A 19,079-nucleotide genomic window follows, 5' to 3' on the forward strand; every position below is an offset into this window, starting at 1 on the left:
CCGCCGGAAGCATCCGATGACCTCGCCAGACGTCTAAGCGCACGTCTGCAGGTCCACCCGGCAGCAGGACACTTCATGGCAGAAGATGGCGTCACAAAGCTGCCGGCACTACTTGACCTGATTCACTCCAAGTAGGGACTTCCGGTAAAGAAGGCCTAAACCGTACTGGTGGCCATTATGCGGCGTTGAGACGGCAGATCTTCCCGGGCGGCAGCCGGATATGGATCCGCAGGACCAACCAGCCAATTCCATGTCCCACGGCTTCATCAAGCAGGTAGTGTTCGCAAGTTTGATCGACGCTCCCCCTGACGCCCAAAAACCTCACCGCATGACTGCTCGTCGTGGCACGCGGTAAGTGACGTCCAGCAAGACGGCGGCTAACCCAGAAGCTGATTTTAACCCGGTCGGCGCACTCATGCCGCCGCTGGGCACGGATTTCTGGTCCGACTACACGCGGCTGGTCGGCCCAGAGGTGCTGGCGCTCTCGGCCCGGTTCCTGATGCCGTAAAGCATTTTCCTCATCATGGGGAAGTCGCCGAATTCAAGCAGTGGAACTGTGAGGAGCAGTGAGAGCCCGGGCTGGTAGCGCTGTTTGAGCCGTGTGACCAGTCTGGTTCTGTTGTCTGGAAGCTGTGTGAAGGACCAGGACCAGGACGAATCCGGTTTTGCCCACACCAGATGCATTCTCTTCGGCAACGATGAAGGAAGTAGCGGGATTGGGTTTAGCTGTCATTGGGGCCACCAGATCGCCTACGTGCAGGTTCTGCCATTCGGGAAGGACCGTATTGGAGCTAGGTGATCCGAGGGAATCCAGTAGGTCGTATGAATAGAACCCGGCCCGGCGGAAACCGACCTGGATCACCCAAGGCCACACTTCCTCGGGCAGGGCATTGATCGTTATGGCGCGGGTTGCGGTGAAGTGCGATACCGGAACTAGCCCGTCACCGTGCATCGGCGAGCGGACTTCCGTCTCAGTTGCTCCCCAGCGCAGATGCCAGGACCGCAACAGCGGGGCGGCTACGATCACGGGCATCATTGCCGCGACCTTCACTGCCTGCAACAGCAAGGTCCGCCGAGCGGGTTTCACGGGTGCTCCACGGAGCCGAAGGGCCCAGTTCCGTCCACGCGTCCGTCCACGCGCATCTGCCGAAGATGCAGGGAGCCGAGGACGAGGAAGAACAGTGACAGTGCCAGCCACAAGCAGAAGGCCACAGGATCAAGGTGCGATCCGAATAGCTCCTTGGCGGGTTCAGCTGCCGCCAGTGACAGAATCAGGGCGAAGCCGAGCACGTAGGCGGCCGGCAGCAGCAGGAGACCGGTCTTCCTGCCGCGGAAGGCAGCGATCGACAGAATGAGGAACCCAGGCATAATGAGACACAGATCAAGGATGAAGATTGAGTAGATTGTCTCGATTTTCTGCCTTGCCGCCATCAGGGGGAGCAGCATACCTATCCACAGCGGGTAGAACATTAGCGGCTGAAGAAGTGCTCCCGTCGCAGACACGAGACGGATACCTTTTGGCAAGGTGACCTGCACGGTCCTGCGGCACAAGGCGACTGTCTCATAAATTGCAGCCCAAAAGGCGGCGGCGAAGATCGCCATGTAGATCAGGTAAAGCCAGTTGTAGACGCGTTCAATGGTGTAGATGCCGTAGGCGTACGCCAAATATCCCAACAGTCCCAGGACTATCAGCTCAAGCCGGGGCCGGGAAGCCCGCGCTGCGTAGGCCAGAAGCAGCAGCACCAGGGCAGCTGCGGCGGACATGACATCCTGCGAATAGGTGCCCGGCAGGTATGGCTCTTCGACCAGACCGTCATAAACGGAAGGGGACGCAATTCCCACGCCGGCGGCCACCAGGGTCAGCAGCGCTATGAGTATCCACGCCGACCGGCTGAACATACTCGGATCCCCACTCAGGAGAACATGCACGGGTCGCGTTTCGGCCTCTGCTGCAGATTGGTTCATCTGTGACTCCTTCAGCCCTTTAGTGAATAGGGTGCCATGGCTGTATTCGGCATCGAAGTGGCTTAAGTCCCGCCTTCACTAGCGTGTCACCCTGCCAGTGCATGCTTTCGGTCCTTGGCTGCACTGCCGTCGCTGCCGGTGCTGTCGGGTCTGTGCTGGGGTCTTCCCAGGATGACGGCTACTTGACGTCCGGCACTGGCCGCTTCACCGTGGATCGCACGCACTCACGTCACCCAGTTTGATGGCGTGGGTGACGGTATCCCGCCCCGGCTGCCCTTCGACATCGGGACGCTGAGGCTGAGAGCCTCTGCCGTCGACTCCGGAAAGGATATGTTACCGCCATCGCCCCACAGGGCGACGTCGAGCGGTACCTGTCGGGTGTGCATCACTCCGAGCTGCTGGAGGTGGAGAGCAGGCCCTTCCGGGCGGAGTATCGTGACGTTCCAGGTGACACCGCACCGGCGCCTCCGGCAGAAGGGACATGATCCAGTACAGACGCAGATCTGCTGGAGGCAGGTCCCATTGGGGCTCTGTTTCTGTGGTCGGCGTTTTCTGGTCAGTACAAGCCCAGCTTCTGCCCATGATCAGCCCACGGTCTGCCCAAGGCCCAGCAACAGGCCGCAAACTGGCTGTCTCTTGGTCAGGAAACGCCCGACGTTGGGCCAAAAGTGGGCTTAGTTATGCAGCGGCGCCCAGATGTAGCTACGTAGGGGCCTGTTTGTAGTCAGCCTTGGCCAGCTACACTCAACAACTACTAAGCATGCTTGCTATCTTCTCTGCGATGTGTCTTAGATAGACGGAGGGGGAAATGTTCCAGCGACAAAAGCGTCGCCGTCCGACTGGGGAACGAAAATTAGATCGAGATCCATAAGGAGTACTCATGATCAGCAACGAACACATCGACCGCCTGCTCGCTGGGCGAGGCAATGTTATCGGCACCAACGGGGAAAAGATTGGCGGTGTTGGCCAGGTCTACACCGACGATGAGACCGGCCGGCCGAACTGGGTCACGGTCAAGACAGGACTTTTCGGCACCCGCGAATCCTTCGTGCCGGTTCAGGATGCCCGGGTCGAAGGTGATGATCTCGTTGTCCCGTACACCAAGGACCAGGTCAAGGATGCTCCGGGCATCGACCCGGACAGTCACCTGGACCCCGCTGAAGAGGACCGTCTCTACCAGCATTACAGCCTTGGGGGCCGCCGCAATTACACCGACACCGATGCCACCACTGGAACGGCGCGGGACTACGACGCCAACGCGCACGGAACGGTAGGCCGGGACACCTCCGGTCCAACGACCGATGATGCGATGACCCGCTCGGAGGAACGGCTGCACGTCGGCAGGGAGCGCGAGGCCACCGGCCGGGCCCGGTTGCGCAAGTACGTCACCACCGAGAATGTCACCAAGACCGTCCCTGTCCAGCGCGAGGAAGTCCGCCTGGAACGTGAGCCGATTACCGATGCCAACCGCGGCGCTGCAATGTCCGGGCCGGACATCAGCGAAGAGGAGCACGAGGTCACCCTTCACGAGGAGCGCCCCGTGGTGGAGAAGGAAACCGTTCCCGTGGAGCGGGTCCGGCTGGACAAGGACGTGGTCCAGGACGACGTCACGGTCACCGAAGAAGTCCGCAAGGAACACATCGATACAGACGGCATCGACGACACCAGACGCTAGCAGCAGGAAGCAGGCCGACTTGCTTGCCCTGACAACGTGAATTGCGCCCCCGGAAGTGGACTTTGCCTTCCGGGGGCGTTCCATGTGTGGAATGAATCCTCATCCGATCGCGTGCGTGCGGGCCGGCGCTCTGCGCAGACTCTCCTCAAGACACGCTTCGTACCAAAAGACAGCCCCAGCTCGGGCACAGGAGTATCAAGGTTCCGGTAAAGAGCATCCAGCAGCCGGGCCAGTTCGTCGTTGGACAGGCTGGAGATCACCACATCAGGGCCTCAGCGATCGTCGATGACTCTTTGAAACTGTGGATCCGATGCTGGTTGATTGGGCGCCGTGACAGCGTCCGGATCCCTCTGCCGGCTCCGCCGGAACACGCTTCGTCTACATCCGGCCCGAGGTCAGGTCTGCATCCGTGTTTGAATCAGCGCGGTTGGCCTTCAGTTCCTCGGTGTTGACCCATGGTGATGGTTCGGGTTTGGATGCCTGCATGGATCGCCACACGGCTGCCCCGGATCCTGCGGCGGCGATTCCTGTGATCAACCACCAGATCCGGGATGGGGAGCGCCTGGCCTGGATCGGCGCCGGGGCGGCAGCTTTTGGCCCGACCCGCTTCAGTTGTTCCTGAAGCCGTGGGGTCACCGTCTCCACACCGCCGGCAACTTCATCCGCGAGACGCCGCAACAGCGCCTGAAGGCGCGGGGAAGCTGTCTCAATGCCGGTGTCCAGCCCGGCGACCGCTCGCTGGAGGGCAGCCTGGACCCCGGGGGTGGCCCATTCCCTGCCCTTGGCCAGCTGCGTCATGAGGTTCTCGGAAAGACGATGAACCTGCTCGGTTTCCGTCAGTGCTTTTGCTGTCCGCATTGGTGCCTCCTGTGGGTGGTGGTGTGGACAGACTAGGCGCATCGGATCAGCCTGGAAAGAGCCGCTGCCCCCGTAAAGGCTCCTTTTGTGGACAGCCAAGCACTAGCAGCGCTGCCCGGAGACCGCGGCAATGGCCGCGTGAGGCCGGGTGCCCGGGTCGTGGCGTGTTTCGATGTCTAGGACCTCAAAGCCGGCGTCCTGCAACATGCTGGTCATGCTGTTCATGGACCAGTAGTACGCCCTGGTAACTGCGTGATCAAAGGGCTTGCCGGATTCACCCTCGAAGAAGCCAATGAGTACCTGGCCCTGGGGTTTGAGAACGCGATGCAGCTGAGTGAGAACCACAGGCAGCTCCGCCGGCGGCAAATGGATCAGCGAGTACCAGGCCAGCACGCCGCCCAGGCTGCCATCAGCGAGATCGAGGGTACGCAGTGAGGCAACGCGGAACGACACATCCGGGAAGCGCAGACGGGCGCTGTCGATAAACTCAGCGACGAGATCGACGCCGGAGATGTCCGCTCCCTGTCGGTGCAGGAAGTCAGTCCAGTGCCCAGGGCCGCATCCGGCGTCGAGGATGGGACCGCTGATCCCCTTGGCCCACCGCTGTATGTTCCGCCGGTCCAGCTCGTGCATGTCTCCCACGGAACCCAGGAGATCCGTGTACTCCGCCGCGCGGGCGCCGTAGGCGCTGAGCACTTCGCTATCAGTCATGCAACGAGTCTAGGAATGTCACGCACCAGATTCAGATTGCACAGCCACATACCCGCTTCTGAAGAGACTCGAAGACCAGGGTCTCGTGGAGCACACATGGCAGCACGGTCAGGCAGGGCCGGGCCGCAAACAGTTCAGGCTCACCGAGCAGGGCCGCCAGGAACTGGAGCGTTCAGCGACAGCCTGGCGGGCGATGAGCCAGGCACTTACCGAGATCCAGACGACCCGACAGGAACGATCATGAGCTACGAGCGAAGCCTGACTTTCAACCTCCGGGTTGTGGGCTGTCTGAAGTTGAAATAACCGAAGCCCCTTGAAGTCCGGGCCCACGAGGCGGCCACCGGGACTCCTCCGGAAGCCGAATTCGGCACCGCCGAGGAGTATGCGAAGCAGTTCCCCAACAGAAGAGGCGGACGCGGGGAAAAACCATCACGACAATCAGCACAGCCCTGGCTGTGGCTTATGTTCTGCTCGTGGTCGTCCTGATGCTCGTCTTCAGAGTGGACATCCGGGATGTCGTCGGCCCGGTCACGCTGCTGCCGGCCGCAGGACTTGTTCTTGCCGGCCTTCTGGCTGGCTTCGTCACTGATTACTTTCGGCCGGCGCAGCGTTTCACCACTGCACCCTCAGCAGTCCGCTAGTTTGGGGCCAGGTCCCTCGTGCCAGGCACGCGAGCCGGCATCATGGCGGAGCTATTTCAGTTTGCTGTCGCCTTCAGTGGTGTGCAGCACATATGTCCGAACCCGCCGGCATAACCATTCCCTGCCCGAACGCGCGGCCTTCTTTCCTTCCGGCCCAGACAACACCACCTCCATGGCAGGGCATCGCCTCGAACGCCAGGCCATCACGGTGGGCCCGCAGGCGGCGCCCGTCATCCTCCACCACCTCCCAGCCCGCCGCTGGCAGCACTGCCCGATAGTGCTGCAATACATCGGCGTCTCCTGTGAGAACAAACCAGCGGGTACAGCCGCCGACACCACTTATGCCGCCACCCCTGAAATGGCCGACGTGACTGATCGAATCGAACGCCTGCTGGGACTCTCGATCTGCGCTGGCCATGGGCTCCTCCGTGCCCTCGATCACGCATTGCGGACTTGAGCTGTGTTGCGCCTCAAGCTTCTGCCCCAGCGCCGAGGGCGTGACGGCGAACATCCCAACCAGCATGAGGACAGGAATGGCCACGGCCGTCAGCCGCATCCACCGTCGTGTCGAGAACATAAGGCCGATGATGGCAGCCACCGCGACAAGACCGAGCCCCAGTCCGGAGGGACCGGCCGTGAGTCCCCAGGTGAGCCCCTCGAACGCAGTACCGGTGACATCTCCGTAAATTCTCATGAATTCGTAGTGGACCAGCACAGCCAGTAGGGCCAGGCCTGCCCCAATGACGAGCAGCACTGTGGCAGAGACGCCTCGACCAGTCACGGGCATGCTTCATACTAGGTTCCGCCTGACCAGATATCCAAGGGAATGAGCTAGCTGGAATGTATAAATCTATCCCCTTGACTAACCCGTATCTCCGGGCCAATATTTTCTTTATCAACTTCGCAAAAGCTACGCGAAGCCAGAACTTGTAACGTCGCGCTAGTGCGCATCCATTTAGCCATTTCTATGGCAGCACTCATCCGCTCGTCGCAATGGAGCGACAATCCAACTAGTCGAAAGTCCAACTAAGTTTGATGAATATCGGATAAGTTCAAAGCGACAGTTGATCCTGTCTGCTCACAGGAGGATTTGGCGGCCTGCATGCAAGCGCTGTAGTGGACTTGGGTATTTGACTGCCTTGGTCATCATCGGATGAGCGGGATGGGCCGGAAATTCGTTACGTTACTGTGGTGTGCTCATTTATTCCCGGACCGCCACCGTCTCGCTATTCCATTGATGTGGTGGACCGTCGTACTTATTCCGATCGTTGCCGGGTTTCAAAGTGAGACGTTTCTCGGCCAGCGGGGTAGACCCACTCGGCTTACCGATCCCCGCTACCTGGCAAGTTGTTCTTTAGAAACAAACTCTTCGAGAGGCTGCATACACCGTGGCAACCGGCACAGCCCCCGAAGACCCCGCACACCTACGCAAATAAGAAGAGGCCCGACATGCTTTCAACAGACTCACGCCCAAGAACCCGCATCGCAGCGACCGTCGCCGGTTTGCTCGCCTCGTTGGGCGGCGCCCTCGTTGTGGCACCGCCGGCATCGGCCGCAACAGTCTTCAGGGTGCAGTACAGCTCCCAGTACGCCCAGGGCTACACAAGTGCCGTATCTGCGGACGGGTGCACGTTCAGCTACACGGGCGCCGGCGCCGGAACCGCCTCCGAGGGCAGCACTACCATGTTCTACTCTTCCTCTACGTTCAACCAATGCACCGGGGAGGGCTCCTCAACCTATGGTGAAGCGCCTACCCAAGCTTTCACCTTCAACCGGACTTCCGTGCACGCCGTAGCCACAGTGCCGCTCTCTGACGGGACCGAGATCTACCTGGACCTCACCTGGCAGGGCACCGGAACGCTGGAACGCGGCGGCATGACATCCAGGAATATCCTGCCCGGACAGTATGTGCAGCGAACCGCGATCCGGGGCACAGCCCAGCAAGCAGTCGTTACCGGGACCCTTTCCTTCGAAAACGCCTATATTTCAGCCTCCAAGGGCTCCTCAATGTGGGTGACAATCACCAACCAATGAGATTGCGGCAGTCCCTAGCGCCTAATAAGGAGCATTCGCCGTTTGGGGAAGCGCGCATACATTCAGACCCGCTCTGGTGCGAATTCCTGCTGGCCTGAAGGTGTCTCGATACCTTTGCGCCTCGAAACTCTGGGGATACGAGATAGAGGGGCTTGGCTGGGCCTGGCTCCGTGATGGTGCTGCGCGCCATTTATCGATCGCAGTACGCCGCCAAATAACGCCGAAAGTCACAGGCCCGCAGGTCTGCGGCATTAGGTAGTGTTTCGAATCGCTGGTTTATGAGGATGTCACTGGTCACGCCGATGACGCCGTCTGCCTCTTCTTTTCGCCATAACCAGGCTCTGCGCTGACGCTCTTCCCGTTGATCCGGCGAAAGGATCCATACGGCCCGACGGGCGCCGAGAAGCGCCGGCCGTGCCATGGAGAAGTAGGCCGAGGGAAACAAAGCACCCGTGCCCTGGAAGAGCTGCCTGATCGCATCGAGGTGTTCGACGGATTGAACAATTGCAACCCCTGCGGGCACCGACACCGGATAGGACTGGTTTGCCCGGTCATACTCGCGCAGGACGCTGCCCGGCCGACATCGCAGAGGTGCGCTTGACGTCATCTCGCGCCAGTTCTCTACTGCATCAAAGGCCTCGCTCAAACCCTCCAGATGTTGTTGGTCCTGAGCGTCTGTCATGCCAACAGCTTAGGTCTCCGGCCGCGTCCTGCCTTGCTGCCCGTTGTTCCCTCTGAGGCGCGGGGCCGCTTCAACACTCCCCCAGCTACTTTGATGGACCAGATCTGGACGGTAGTCCGGAAACAAATGAGAATGAAGCTACGAAGGAGGCCCACCTTGGCTAGAGTCACCCATTCCAAAGTCTCCGCCCGTGAGGCCCAGTCGATGAAAATCCGCCGTGGTATCCGTGCCGCTCCACTCCGCGTTGCCTTGGACGAGGCACGCGGTCGGGAAACTCCGGAAGCTGTCATCCGGTTGGCGAAACTGAAGCTCCCCGAGCTCACCACGACTGTAAAGTCATCCCCGCCCCGACCACGGCACTTGCCCTCCCGATAGATCGCTGGTGCTGCAGCCCGTGCACGAGTGGGACTTCGGTCTGCTGGGCCCAATTTCAAAGCCTGCGGACGCACCCGAACTGCCGGAATGAAGCAACTTGGACCACGCCGGCAATCAGCTAGGCGTACAGGCTGTCGCCTTTGACTTGGACGTTGCTGTCTACCAGGCATCTGCCCTTGCGGGGTTCAACAGTTTCGTGAGGCATTTGAGCTATGTGTGTACCGTTTTTTCAGCCATAAGGGGTACAGGCCAAAAAGCGCGTCCTGACCTGTGAAAACACCTGTTTCGGCCGTTGGCCATCAAGAGCCTGTACCGTTTCTGTTCCCGGAAACGGTACTGCCTTTTTTGTGTTGCTAACTTAGGCGATTGGACCCATGAACTACCCATGTACCGCATGTACCGGATTTTTCAGGCCAATACGTGTGCGTGCGCGTGTGCGCGCGTGAGTAGGGTGAAGTGCGATTATGGCGGTACAAACGGTACAACTGACTGTTCAAGGGCTGATATTGCTTGAATTGACGGGACTTTTGGCCTGTACCGTATTTTTCTGGACGAAAAGGTACAAACGGTACAGCTGGGATCTAGTTCCCGGGTTGCAACCCTTGGAGGGCTAGCAGTGAGAAGGGCTGGCTGGCCTCTCCATTTGATCCTCTAGGCTTTGACCATGAACAACACCAAAAGAGCAACGCTCGGTTGGTCGCTGGGGGCAGTTGTTTTCTCTCTCATCGGCATCTACATCGCACTTACCGTCGGAGCCTGGTACTCCACCGTCTCGGCGGTCATTCTGTTTCTAGCCGGCGCCGTTTTCGCTGCGCGGGCCGTTCTGACCCTTCGGAACAGCTCATGATTCTTGGCTTCATCATCGCCTGCGAGATCGGCTTTTGAGTCGCTGTCCTGGGAGGACTGGCTGCGCGGTACCTCGCAGGTTCCCGTCGAAGCAGCGCGGCTCTCCTAGTGTGCGCACCGCTGATTGACGTTGTACTCCTTGTCGCGGTCACAGCGCACCTGGCAACCGGGGCAACGGCATTCTGACACCACGGCCTCGCGGCGGTGGCCTATGGCCACAGTATGATCGCTTGGGCTGACGCCCGCTTCGCCTACCGCTTCACAGGCGGATCCCTGCCGCCCAAGCCAACAGGAACTCAGTACACCAAGCAGTGCTGGGCTGATTTCGCCCGGACATCGGCCGCCGCAGTCATCGCCGCAGGAATTCTCGCCGCCATTTCATGGCCAGCCCGCGGGCGCAGCCCGTCCGCCTGTAGGCTCAGTGGACAGGCAGCTTGAGGGGGCCGCGCTATGAAACACCCGCACATCCTTGCCGTGACACTCGCCGCGGCACTCTTGCTGACCGGCTGCACTTCAACGCCGAAGATCAGCGCGCTGGAGTCGCCGGCTAAGGCGGAAGACCGGCTTCCCGACAGCGTCACCATCTGGCCGGAGGATGAAACTCCTGCCAGCAGTGTGAGGTTCCTGGTTGAGCATGACGAGATCAGGTACTTCCGGGCCAAAAGCGCCGACGGCCGGCGGGCCTGTAGGGCCGCCATGCCCCTGGACAGCCAGGCCGCTGGGTCGCCGGTTGCTCCGACATTAGGAAAGACCGGGAAATCATCCACGTGAGCGGCACCGGCATCTCCGAGACCGTTCTGGTGTCCGACGGCTACGACGTCGACAAACTCATCGGTCACGGGTGGAAGCCCATCCATAAGAACATCGTCATCGCAACACCCTAGGTTTGCGCCAGGCCGGGCCGCGCTTATTCCCTCTGTCGGTGGCCTCGCACCCTGATGACCTCAGCAATCCCTGCCAGGGCCAGAGGGAACGACACGACCGCGGCCAGGTGGCGTTTCAGGTCGTACGGTGAATCCAGCGCCGCCCAGCCCACGAGGAGCCCGGGCAGTCCAACGCAGATGGAGACCCACACCGGGTTGCCGCGGACCTGTGACCAGATGGCGGCCGCGAGGGACAGCGCGCAACCGGCGAAGATGTAGCGGGTGCCGATCCAGACCTCATCCTGCTCACCCGGAGCCGGCAGCCCGATATGCCAGTCGGCGCGCGCAATCCCGTAGGCGATCAGGACCATCGAGGCGAGGACGAGCAGGACCCAGGCGATGGTTCCTGTCCATCGACGGTCGGCTTCTGACGAGGCCATCACGCTCCCTGCTGGACAACTGTGACTGTCGTGGCTCCACAGGTCAAAGCCAGCCCGCCGTCGCTCTCCAACCGGCAGTCCTGGTCTTTCACCCGCGGCCAGCCGGAAATCTCCGGGGCGTCGCGGGCCCGCTTGTAGTGGTACTCGTCGTGGCGCGTGTAAATGACCACAGCATCGCCATCGAAGCCGTCCTGGGTTACAAGGACCGAGGTTCCGTCAGCCGCTGTGATTTTCACGGTGTCACCGATGCCGAACGCGCCAAGGGCCGCGAAGAGAAACATGAGGCCGAAGTACGGCACGGCGGCCGCGCAAGCTACCCCCGTGATCCACCCAGTGATGCGCCGCGCGACTTTCCTGGGGATACGGCGGATCAAGGCCGGGAGCAGCAACGACAGTCCCACGGCCCCGGATAGGAGCGCCACAACCATAAACCAGGAGGCGATGGAGTGCCCGGAAAGCCCGATGTAGAGGAGTAGCCCCTCCTGTGCGGCCACTAGGTAGCCCTCATAGATGACCTGGTAAGCCCAGGTGCACAGAGCCGCAGCGACGATAAGGGCGGTTCCCCAGATTTCGCCGCGGTCACTGATGCGATGTTTCCGGGTCAGGGCGGCGGATCTTTTTGCAGACCGCCCATCGGCCGGTGGCCGCGGCGGCTCCGACTGTGGCCCATAAAGCCAAAGTACCCGGGTGCCATCCAAGTCCGACCACGCCCGCAAGCACCCAGAAGGCGACCGTGGGGACCGCGAAGAAGGCAGCTACGTGGATCCACTGCTTCTGAACCGGGCGAAGCAGATAGGTCAGCAGCCAGGCCAGGGGCGCCCCCAGCACCAGGGCGATCCCGTAGCCGTAGAAAACGATCGCGAGCCCGGCTCCCCAGAGATCCGCTGCGTCTGTCCCGCCGTGCAGAGTCGGTACCGCATACAGAAACGCGGCGACAAGGAGCAGGGTGCCGACCCACAGCGTGGTGGCGATCAGCCAGCCCTTGATAATTCCGTAGGCGTCGAGGACAACCCGCTGCTGCCCGGTCATCGGCGGTTCACTTAGCTGTGGGTTCTTCGCGGTGGAAGGCTAGGGCTATGGAGAGCCTCCTCACGTGTGCGATGGAGCCGTATCGGAAAAAGCGGTCTCTGATATGCACAGGCGGCTCCGCCGCGTCCCCCAACGTCATGCCTTCAGCGTATCTCCCAGCAGGACAACTGTCGGACTACTGCTGCTACTACTGCATAACTAACGCATCTCAACTGTGTCCGGAGGTCCGGCTATCTAGCGCTGGCGAGAAGACAGGATTGAGGGGCTGTAGCGGAAGCAGAACTCGCCCGCGAAAAGGGTCACCCGAAGGGTTCACGGAACCTCTGCATCGGTGTAGCCTGCTCGTGAGAAGGGGCCGCCGTGTACGCACGATCGATGGAGAGGATTCGGTTCCGACCGCATCGTATGGGGCCCATTTTCTCTTCGTGTGCAGCCCCCAAGCCTCTCCGGCCTAGCCCTGTGTTGCCCCTGGGAATGGCCGGTTGTCGAAAAAGTACGGCCGCAGTGCGAGCCCGGCGCATTCCTGGTGGTACTGAAGCACCGCCTGCTGTGCTGCCAGCACTGAGATGGGCATTGGCAGATCACGCTCTGCCTTCTTCTGTCGTAGGCGTGCCAGCGCCCCCACGCGGCCACCCGTCTTCTTATCGATTCTGACACCGACGTCGGCAGTCAGGATCCGCACTCCCTCCGGGTCCCTGGCAATAAAGCCTTCCAGGCCGAAAAAGAGCTCCAGCTTCAGGTACGGGCTGGCCATCACCACCCGCGCCAGTTCCTGGGCCGGCTGTGTGAAGTTCTCCAGGTCAAGGTTGGGGCGCTCATGTTCCATACGGCTCTTCATACCAGCCGACGGCGACAGCCCAAGGCAAAAGTGAAGCAACCCCCATCTGCCGCAGCGGGGTCCGGGGGTCCATCAGATTGTCTTCCGTGAATCCGGACGTGGCCGGGGCAGAGGGTCCGCTGTTGCTTCGCCCGCCAGTGTAGTGGTCGGCGACCACAGGATGAGCCCCTAGTGGCGCTTCTCGACGGGCCGGTCCTGGTCAGCGAAAGCTGCCAGTGCGTCCTGGAGCTGCGGCAGGTTGTTTAGCCGGTCCACGGGGCGTGGAGGCGAACCGTCACCAGCTGCACCAGGAAGCGCGGTGACCATCCAGGCGGTGAAGACGTTGTGCGGGACCTTGAGCGCCAGGGCATGCTCAAAGAGCCGCAGCACCGGTTCATGGAGAAGCCTGTCCTTCAGCTGGAAGCCCGGGCAGAAGGTACCCTCGCCGATGAACACCCGCACTGCCCGGCGCATCGCCTCGGGATCTCCTTCAACCTGGAAGTGCGCCTCGTGATCTGTAGCTGCTGGCAGGGTGAATTCCTCGCGGATGCTGTCCCAGATGTGCTCCGGGACAGCCGGCCAGTAGTGGGGTTCAGCCCTCACATTCGACGCAGTAGGCATGGCCGTCCTTCTCGCTGGCTTTCTGCGAACGGTGGCGGACCAGGAAGCAGGAGTAGCAGGTGAACTCGTCCTCGGCCTGGGGAATGACCTGGACCACGAGCTCTTCGGCAATAAACTCCCCGGCGGGAGTCAGACCGTCGAGGGTGTCAGCCTCGTCCAGCTCCAAGACAACCGCCTTCGCGTCGGGGGCCTTGGCTGACTTCAGGGCTTCCAGCGAGTTTTCCTGGGATTCCTTGACGTCGGTGCGCAGTTCATCGTAATCAGTGGCCACGAAGATGCATCTCATTTCTGTTGGAAGGGTTTGTCGGCGACTGCAACGTACAGGACTGGAGAAGAATTCCCTAAACTGGTTCGCAGCTACACCTCCTTCCTGCTTGACGCCTACGCTCCCGGGTTGCTGAACTGCTCCCCGGAAGTTGGACTGAGTAATTCAGTTTCGACTTTTGGGGAGCAGTTTTACGCGTGCTAATAGTTCTTTGTCTGAGCTCCAGCGCGAGGCGGCGGTAGCGTGGTTTGAGAAGGGCGTTGGGTACCGGGCTGCGGCTTGTTTGCTTGAGGCGCCTTGTGTGCCGGTCAGGGCACTGTATGGGCGGTGGAGGATTCATGGTCAAGGAGTGCTGGTGAGCAAACCGGCGAAGTCGTACTCGTTTGAGTTCAAGCTGGCGTTAGTTGAACGGTTCCTCGCGGGCGAGACCGGCCCGGACCTGGCTGCGGAGGCCGGTTTGTCCTCGCGTCAGGTGCTCTGCAAGGTCCGGCGCAGGAAGCGCTACAACTCTTACCAGGGCGAACAGGGCAGGATTGCCCCGAACCTACTGAATCGGCAGTTCGAGGCCGATGCCCCGAACCAGAAGTGGGTGACCGACGTGACCGAATTCAGCGTCGGGGACCGGAAGCTCTACTTCTCCCCGGTCATGGACCTCTTTGACCGGCAGATCATCTCTCATGCAATCAGTACGTCCCCGAACCTGGCGCTTACGAACGCTTCGCTTAAGGAGGCTCTGGCCTGCCTCGAGCCTGGCCAGCAGCCGCTCGTACATTCGGACCAAGGCATCCAATACCAGCACGTCACATGGCGGGCCCTCCTCAAGGGCGCCGGCGCTGTCCAGTCGATGTCCCGCAAGGGCAACTGCTACGACAACGCCGTGATGGAGAACTTCTTCGGCCACCTCAAGGAAGAACTCTTCCACCGCGTCCGGTTCTTCAACATCCAGGCCCTGGCAACGGCGCCGAACGAATACATCCGCTGGTACAACAACGAAAGAATCTCCACAAAGCTCAAGGGTCTGAGCCCGGTGCAATACCGGGCCCAGACCCTCGCGGCCTAGAATCCCATTAAGCCAGTCCAACTATCGGGGACCAGTTCATTGCCGCCCGGGAGCGTTCGCTTATCGCCAGCGATGAGCATCCTCGTTGCAAGTATCTGGCGCTGTATTCTGGGGATTTCGTGGCACTTATTGCCGCGCGTTTACTGAAGATTGGGGACTTCACAGTGGATTACCGTGTCGACGACAGGAAAACAGGCACCGCGCCTGCGGTCCTTCGCGCAGCATCCTATTTCTGGCTGGCCAGTGCGCTCGTGTCCGGCGTTGTTCCGGCCATCGTGATGTTCCTGCGCCCGCCCGACCCTTACTTGTACGCGGTCAGCATGGGACTGCTACTCCTTCTAACGGCCCTGCAATGCTGGGCTGCACTGAGGCTTTTACGGGGTGAACGCTGGGCCAGGAACGTACTGACCGCCGTGGCAGTCCTGTCCCTTGCTGGTGCCATTGGTGCCGTACCCACAGTCCTTGTCGTTGTGGGTCTGATCCTCAGCCTTACCGGCGCAGTGCTGATGTGGCTGCCGGCATCCAGCACATACATCAGGCGAAGCCGCTCAGCCGTCGCTGGATGATGGTCCAGAAAGCCCTCTCTACCCGGCCGCAGCATACCGGCACGTAGAGCGGCCTTGGACCTCCTGTTTGGCCCAGAGTCACGGGCCGCGCGAGACCGTCAGCAGGTCACCGACCTGACAATCGAGCACTTCACAGATCGCCGTGAGCGTCGAGAACCGGATTGCCCTCGCGCGGTCGTTCTTGAGGACCGACAGATTTACCAGGCTGACTCCGACTCGTTTGCTCAGCTCTGTCAGGGTCATGCCGCGGTCCGCCAGCAGGTCATCCAGGTGGCAATGGATGTTCGACGGCTCATCGGCCGGCATCAGACCAGTCCCTCGGTGTCTTTCTGTAGTCGGCGGCCGTACTCGAAGACTCCTGCTATCAGGAGCAGGGCAATGCCCAGGAGGGACGGGGCGAGGTTGAATTCCGCCGAGAAAATCTGGGACTCCCCCACAGCCCGGGCGTTCGCGCCGATCATCTCCGCGAGCTGGCTCCGGCCAACCCCATCGAGAACCTGCCCCGCCATACCCGCCACGGCAAGAACAACCCCGGCTGCCCCAACAATGTGCGCAGAACGAGCAGTGAAGAGGATCCTGCCCTGAAGTCGGTAGGCCAGCAAAAACACCAGTGCCAGCACCGCCAGTACCCCGATCTGGTTCAGTGCGCCCGCCCAGGCCAGACTTGCAGCCGGGCCTATCGGCAGAACCGGAACCGTCGCTTCTACAGACGTGAAATGCCCAGTGGCCCCCAGCGACAGGCCAGAGGCTGTTTGATGCGTTGTGGCTACAGGAAGTTCCAACGTCACCGGTCTAGTGAATAGCCTCACGGTGCTGGACACAGTCAGGAATGTCGAAACAAGAGCTGCGCCGACTGAGGCGACCATCAGGAAGATGGCATCACCCCTAGATACAACCTTCTTCTGACCGGTGTCGGCTGCCCTGCGCGTGAGTTTCATGGTTCCCCCAAATTATCGACATTCGTTAATAACGATTGCCGATAAACTACTTGTCCGGCGAGTTGTGCGTCAAGCGCAACCCCCAGTTTTGACCCCTACTTTAGGGACCAGAAACGAGCTCTACGCCAACGCCCGGGCGACGTCGTAGCCGGCTGACTTCAGCAGGTTGTTACGGGCCCGGTCGTACCTTCTAGTGGTCGGCGGATCGGCGTGGCCCATGCTGTCCTGCAACGCGTGCAGCGAAGTCCCGCTGTCCAAAGCGATCGTGGCGAACGTGTGCCGGAGGCTGTGCGGGCTGATCTGGCCCTCGATGCCGGCCCGACGTGCCAGACGCTGAATTGTCCTGAATGCCTCCGAGCGGTGCCACGGCCTGCCTGTCGAAGTCGTGAAGAGCGGAAGGCTTTGCGGCTGGCCGAAGACAGGTCAGCACCATTGGTGCCCAGATAGCTGTTCAGCGCCACCACCGCCGGAGCCGGCACCGCGACTTTGGCGCTCCTGCCGCCCTTGCGCCGGGCCGTGGGCGGTTTCGAGAGCAGGTCGACGTCAGCGACAGTAAGGGCGGTGGCCTCCCCGAAGCGGGTACCGGTCATGACAGGAAGTTAGTGAAGGCCTTGTATCGCTCCCCCATCCCTCCATGATGAGGCTGAACTCCGCATGGGTAAGGAACATTGCCTCGTCCTCGGCTTTTTCTATTCCGGGAAGCTGCACGCCGCGGCACGGGTTCCGCGGAATGTAGCCGAGCATCTCCGCCGTATTCATGGCTGCCGAAATCAGGCCATGCACGTTGTGGATAGTCTTCGGGGCCTTGCCCTTCGCCATCATCGACTTCACCCAGTACGCGATCAGCCGGAAACCGAGTTTGTCCACGGGCACGTGGCCGATGACGTTGCGGATGTGCAGGTCCAGCATCGTCTGGTACGTCTTCGTGGTTCCGCTCGACGGACGGATCGGCAAGTCGATGTGCTCCTGGATGACCTCGGCGACCGTGGGGTACACGCTTCTCATCGGACAGGACGGCATGCTGCGCAATCTCGAACGACTGGCCATTGGCGTGCAGCAGGCGCTTGAGTGTTTCTGCTTCACTGAGGCTGGCTAGTGTGAGGCCCTGTGAAGGGCGGGTCTTCGGGTCCCGCCAGCGCACCATGTAGGACTTGGAACCGTCCTTTTTTGGTGCGGGTGGCGATGCTTGCCATACGAAAAACGGTACGTTCGTGTACACACCTTTGGTGACTTTGTACAGACTCAACCATCCAACAGGCCTCTGACCTGCGGAAACACTGTGCCCGAGATGGGACTCGAACCGCGTTCCCGCCCTTGAAAACACTGGGAACGCGCTAAAACATGCGGAATCCGGACTGGTCCGAAGGCTCTACGCGGCAGTACGAGACGAAAAGTGTCGAAATTGTCCACACCCCGTTTTTGGAGATGGCAAAGTATTGCGGGGGCGGCAGATGCCGTGAGCTTGGGCGGCAGAGTCCAGCAAGTCAATAGTTCCCGCGGCGACTCCGACGCCACCAGTTCCGGATAAGCCTCGGCATCCTCCTTGACAGTTGTCGCCGGCCTGGCCAACGCTCGGCCAACAAACCGACATCATCGACATGGAAGCCGTACCGATCGACTACTTGAAGGGCATGCTCGAGGTCCAGGCATGCCGTCACGCGTCCTCAAGGCGCTTGAGCAGATCAGACCCGTCCACTCAACTGCGGTCAGTCGAGCAACGCTACGCCGAACTCAGCGACGACGGCCCGCAATTCCCTGAGGTAGCGCTGCGCTTGGTCGGTGAGCGGAATCGCAGCGTGGCCGATCCAGCCGATCTCGATGCGTTCGTCAACGTCGAGCGGGATGGCGACGATCTCCGGGTCGAGCTGCCCGCTGATGATGCCCGTCGAGATCGTGTACCCGTGGAGCCCGATCATGAGGTTGAAGATCGTCGCACGGTCAGAGACCCGGATCTCCTGCTTACTGGACAAGGTGGAGAGGATCTCCTCGGCGAAGTAAAAAGAGTTGTTCGCACCTTGATCAAAGGTTAGCCGCGGCAAGCCGGCGAGATCGGCTAGAGTCGCACGCTTTTTTGAGGCGAGCGGGTTGTTCCGGGAAATGAAAATGTGCGGACCGGCGAGGAAAAGCGGAGTGAACGCGAGCCCGGATTCCCGGAGCAGCTTGTCGATGATCTTCCGGTTGAAATCGTTCCGGTAGAGGATACCTATCTCGCTGCGGAGCGTCCGGACATCCTCGATGATGTCCCAGGTGCGGGTTTCACGAAGCGAGAACTCGTATTCGGCCACCTCAGTGGCCTTGACCATCCGGACGAAGGCGTCCACTGCGAACGAGTAGTGCTGCGTTGACACCCCGAGCAGACGTCTCATCGGTGGCCTACCAAGGTAGCGCTGCTCGAGGAGAGCGAACTGCTCGACGACCTGCCTCGCATAGCCGAGGAACTCTGCCCCGTCGGCGGTGAGTGTGACCCCGCGGGCGGAGCGAACCAGGAGTGCACGGCCCACCCGTGACTCCAGGTCCTTCATCGCTGCGGACATTGTGGGCTGCGCTACGTAAAGAAGGTCGGCAGCCGCGGAGATCGACCCCTCAGCTGCAACTTCAATGAAGTAGCGCAGCTGCTGCAGGGTCAATCCGCTGGAAAGCTGTGGCATAGGAAAACACTATATGAATGCATAGCAACGCCTAGTTACCCGATA

At 60.9% G+C, this 19,079-nt stretch carries 24 protein-coding genes and 1 pseudogene; 9 read left to right on the top strand and 16 right to left on the bottom strand.

What is annotated here, in order from left to right:
- The first annotated feature begins 355 nt into the window (after window positions 1–355).
- Window positions 356–508, top strand: coding sequence for a hypothetical protein (locus AC5RTT_RS07895; protein WP_494144717.1), 153 nt, complete (start codon window positions 356–358; stop codon window positions 506–508).
- Window positions 509–1,083: 575 nt separating this feature from the next.
- On the opposite strand, the gene AC5RTT_RS07900 is transcribed toward AC5RTT_RS07895, so the two are convergent.
- The gene (locus tag AC5RTT_RS07900) at window positions 1,084–1,899 is read right to left on the bottom strand and encodes a hypothetical protein (protein ID WP_494144718.1); all 816 of its coding nucleotides are present in this window, start codon (window positions 1,897–1,899) and stop codon (window positions 1,084–1,086) included.
- Window positions 1,900–2,845: 946 nt separating this feature from the next.
- Between AC5RTT_RS07900 and AC5RTT_RS07905 the strand changes: the two genes are divergently transcribed.
- The gene (locus AC5RTT_RS07905) at window positions 2,846–3,640 is read left to right on the top strand and encodes a DUF2382 domain-containing protein (RefSeq protein ID WP_494144719.1); all 795 of its coding nucleotides are present in this window, start codon (window positions 2,846–2,848) and stop codon (window positions 3,638–3,640) included.
- A 378-nt stretch (window positions 3,641–4,018) separates the two neighbouring features.
- On the opposite strand, the gene AC5RTT_RS07910 is transcribed toward AC5RTT_RS07905, so the two are convergent.
- Both AC5RTT_RS07910 and AC5RTT_RS07915 read right to left on the bottom strand, forming a co-directional pair.
- Complete coding sequence (locus tag AC5RTT_RS07910; protein ID WP_494144720.1) at window positions 4,019–4,498, bottom strand: hypothetical protein; 480 nt, start codon at window positions 4,496–4,498, stop codon at window positions 4,019–4,021.
- Between the two features lie 102 nt (window positions 4,499–4,600).
- Window positions 4,601–5,209: a class I SAM-dependent methyltransferase gene (locus AC5RTT_RS07915; RefSeq protein ID WP_494144721.1), complete on the bottom strand. Its 609-nt coding sequence runs from the start codon at window positions 5,207–5,209 to the stop codon at window positions 4,601–4,603.
- Window positions 5,210–5,267: 58 nt separating this feature from the next.
- Between AC5RTT_RS07915 and AC5RTT_RS07920 the strand changes: the two genes are divergently transcribed.
- Entirely contained in the window at window positions 5,268–5,453 is a 186-nt protein-coding gene (locus tag AC5RTT_RS07920) for a PadR family transcriptional regulator (protein ID WP_494144757.1), read from the top strand.
- A 229-nt stretch (window positions 5,454–5,682) separates the two neighbouring features.
- The gene (locus tag AC5RTT_RS07925) at window positions 5,683–5,850 is read left to right on the top strand and encodes a hypothetical protein (protein WP_494144722.1); all 168 of its coding nucleotides are present in this window, start codon (window positions 5,683–5,685) and stop codon (window positions 5,848–5,850) included.
- 73 nt (window positions 5,851–5,923) lie between these two features.
- On the opposite strand, the gene AC5RTT_RS07930 is transcribed toward AC5RTT_RS07925, so the two are convergent.
- Window positions 5,924–6,631 carry a hypothetical protein gene (locus AC5RTT_RS07930; RefSeq protein ID WP_494144723.1) on the bottom strand — a complete coding sequence of 236 codons (708 nt, stop codon included), beginning with the start codon at window positions 6,629–6,631 and terminating at the stop codon, window positions 5,924–5,926.
- A gap of 668 nt (window positions 6,632–7,299) precedes the next feature.
- Between AC5RTT_RS07930 and AC5RTT_RS07935 the strand changes: the two genes are divergently transcribed.
- Window positions 7,300–7,884 (top strand): hypothetical protein, encoded by a 585-nt coding sequence (locus tag AC5RTT_RS07935; RefSeq protein WP_494144724.1) that lies wholly within the window; start codon window positions 7,300–7,302, stop codon window positions 7,882–7,884.
- 190 nt (window positions 7,885–8,074) lie between these two features.
- Here AC5RTT_RS07935 and AC5RTT_RS07940 read toward each other — a convergent pair whose 3' ends face one another.
- Entirely contained in the window at window positions 8,075–8,566 is a 492-nt protein-coding gene (locus tag AC5RTT_RS07940) for a hypothetical protein (RefSeq protein ID WP_494144725.1), read from the bottom strand.
- A 1,039-nt stretch (window positions 8,567–9,605) separates the two neighbouring features.
- Here AC5RTT_RS07940 and AC5RTT_RS07945 point away from each other — a divergent pair.
- Together AC5RTT_RS07945 and AC5RTT_RS07950 are read left to right on the top strand one after the other, a co-directional pair.
- Window positions 9,606–9,788 (top strand): hypothetical protein, encoded by a 183-nt coding sequence (locus AC5RTT_RS07945; RefSeq protein ID WP_494144726.1) that lies wholly within the window; start codon window positions 9,606–9,608, stop codon window positions 9,786–9,788.
- Between the two features lie 449 nt (window positions 9,789–10,237).
- Window positions 10,238–10,558, top strand: coding sequence for a hypothetical protein (locus tag AC5RTT_RS07950; RefSeq protein ID WP_494144727.1), 321 nt, complete (start codon window positions 10,238–10,240; stop codon window positions 10,556–10,558).
- Between the two features lie 136 nt (window positions 10,559–10,694).
- Here the strand turns inward: AC5RTT_RS07950 and AC5RTT_RS07955 are convergent, their stop codons facing one another.
- The 6 genes from AC5RTT_RS07955 to AC5RTT_RS07980 all read right to left on the bottom strand — a co-directional run bounded on the left by AC5RTT_RS07955 (window position 10,695) and on the right by AC5RTT_RS07980 (window position 13,828).
- The gene (locus AC5RTT_RS07955; RefSeq protein ID WP_494144728.1) at window positions 10,695–11,090 is read right to left on the bottom strand and encodes a hypothetical protein; all 396 of its coding nucleotides are present in this window, start codon (window positions 11,088–11,090) and stop codon (window positions 10,695–10,697) included.
- On the bottom strand, window positions 11,090–11,584 hold the full coding sequence (locus AC5RTT_RS07960; RefSeq protein WP_494144729.1) for a hypothetical protein: 495 nt from the start codon (window positions 11,582–11,584) through the stop codon (window positions 11,090–11,092). The genes AC5RTT_RS07955 and AC5RTT_RS07960 overlap by 1 nt, the downstream gene beginning before the upstream one ends.
- 85 nt (window positions 11,585–11,669) lie before the next feature.
- Window positions 11,670–12,119: a hypothetical protein gene (locus tag AC5RTT_RS07965; RefSeq protein ID WP_494144730.1), complete on the bottom strand. Its 450-nt coding sequence runs from the start codon at window positions 12,117–12,119 to the stop codon at window positions 11,670–11,672.
- Window positions 12,120–12,570: 451 nt separating this feature from the next.
- Window positions 12,571–12,945 carry a hypothetical protein gene (locus AC5RTT_RS07970; protein WP_494144731.1) on the bottom strand — a complete coding sequence of 125 codons (375 nt, stop codon included), beginning with the start codon at window positions 12,943–12,945 and terminating at the stop codon, window positions 12,571–12,573.
- A 180-nt stretch (window positions 12,946–13,125) separates the two neighbouring features.
- A complete protein-coding gene (locus AC5RTT_RS07975; protein ID WP_494144732.1) occupies window positions 13,126–13,557 on the bottom strand; it encodes a hypothetical protein in 432 nt (143 codons plus the stop codon).
- A complete protein-coding gene (locus AC5RTT_RS07980; RefSeq protein WP_494144733.1) occupies window positions 13,529–13,828 on the bottom strand; it encodes a DUF4193 domain-containing protein in 300 nt (99 codons plus the stop codon). The genes AC5RTT_RS07975 and AC5RTT_RS07980 overlap by 29 nt, the downstream gene beginning before the upstream one ends.
- 349 nt (window positions 13,829–14,177) lie before the next feature.
- Here AC5RTT_RS07980 and AC5RTT_RS07985 point away from each other — a divergent pair, with 349 nt between their 5' ends.
- Window positions 14,178–14,882 carry an IS3 family transposase gene (locus AC5RTT_RS07985; RefSeq protein WP_494144734.1) on the top strand — a complete coding sequence of 235 codons (705 nt, stop codon included), beginning with the start codon at window positions 14,178–14,180 and terminating at the stop codon, window positions 14,880–14,882.
- 119 nt (window positions 14,883–15,001) lie between these two features.
- Window positions 15,002–15,448, top strand: a complete 447-nt coding sequence (locus tag AC5RTT_RS07990; RefSeq protein ID WP_494144735.1) for a hypothetical protein — start codon at window positions 15,002–15,004, stop codon at window positions 15,446–15,448.
- 78 nt (window positions 15,449–15,526) lie between these two features.
- On the opposite strand, the gene AC5RTT_RS07995 is transcribed toward AC5RTT_RS07990, so the two are convergent.
- The 5 genes and pseudogenes from AC5RTT_RS07995 to AC5RTT_RS08015 all read right to left on the bottom strand — a co-directional run bounded on the left by AC5RTT_RS07995 (window position 15,527) and on the right by AC5RTT_RS08015 (window position 19,034).
- Complete coding sequence (locus AC5RTT_RS07995; RefSeq protein WP_494144736.1) at window positions 15,527–15,754, bottom strand: helix-turn-helix domain-containing protein; 228 nt, start codon at window positions 15,752–15,754, stop codon at window positions 15,527–15,529.
- The gene (locus AC5RTT_RS08000; protein WP_494144737.1) at window positions 15,754–16,386 is read right to left on the bottom strand and encodes a hypothetical protein; all 633 of its coding nucleotides are present in this window, start codon (window positions 16,384–16,386) and stop codon (window positions 15,754–15,756) included. Before AC5RTT_RS08000 ends, AC5RTT_RS07995 begins: the two co-directional genes overlap by 1 nt.
- A 120-nt stretch (window positions 16,387–16,506) precedes the next feature.
- A pseudogene (locus tag AC5RTT_RS08005) lies at window positions 16,507–16,770 on the bottom strand (tyrosine-type recombinase/integrase); the annotation flags it as partial.
- A 159-nt stretch (window positions 16,771–16,929) separates the two neighbouring features.
- Window positions 16,930–17,391 (bottom strand): hypothetical protein, encoded by a 462-nt coding sequence (locus AC5RTT_RS08010; RefSeq protein WP_494144738.1) that lies wholly within the window; start codon window positions 17,389–17,391, stop codon window positions 16,930–16,932.
- A gap of 701 nt (window positions 17,392–18,092) precedes the next feature.
- Window positions 18,093–19,034 (bottom strand): LysR family transcriptional regulator, encoded by a 942-nt coding sequence (locus tag AC5RTT_RS08015; RefSeq protein ID WP_494144739.1) that lies wholly within the window; start codon window positions 19,032–19,034, stop codon window positions 18,093–18,095.
- Window positions 19,035–19,079 lie beyond the last annotated feature (45 nt).

It is taken from the genome of Arthrobacter sp. Y3221157, from assembly GCF_059089865.1.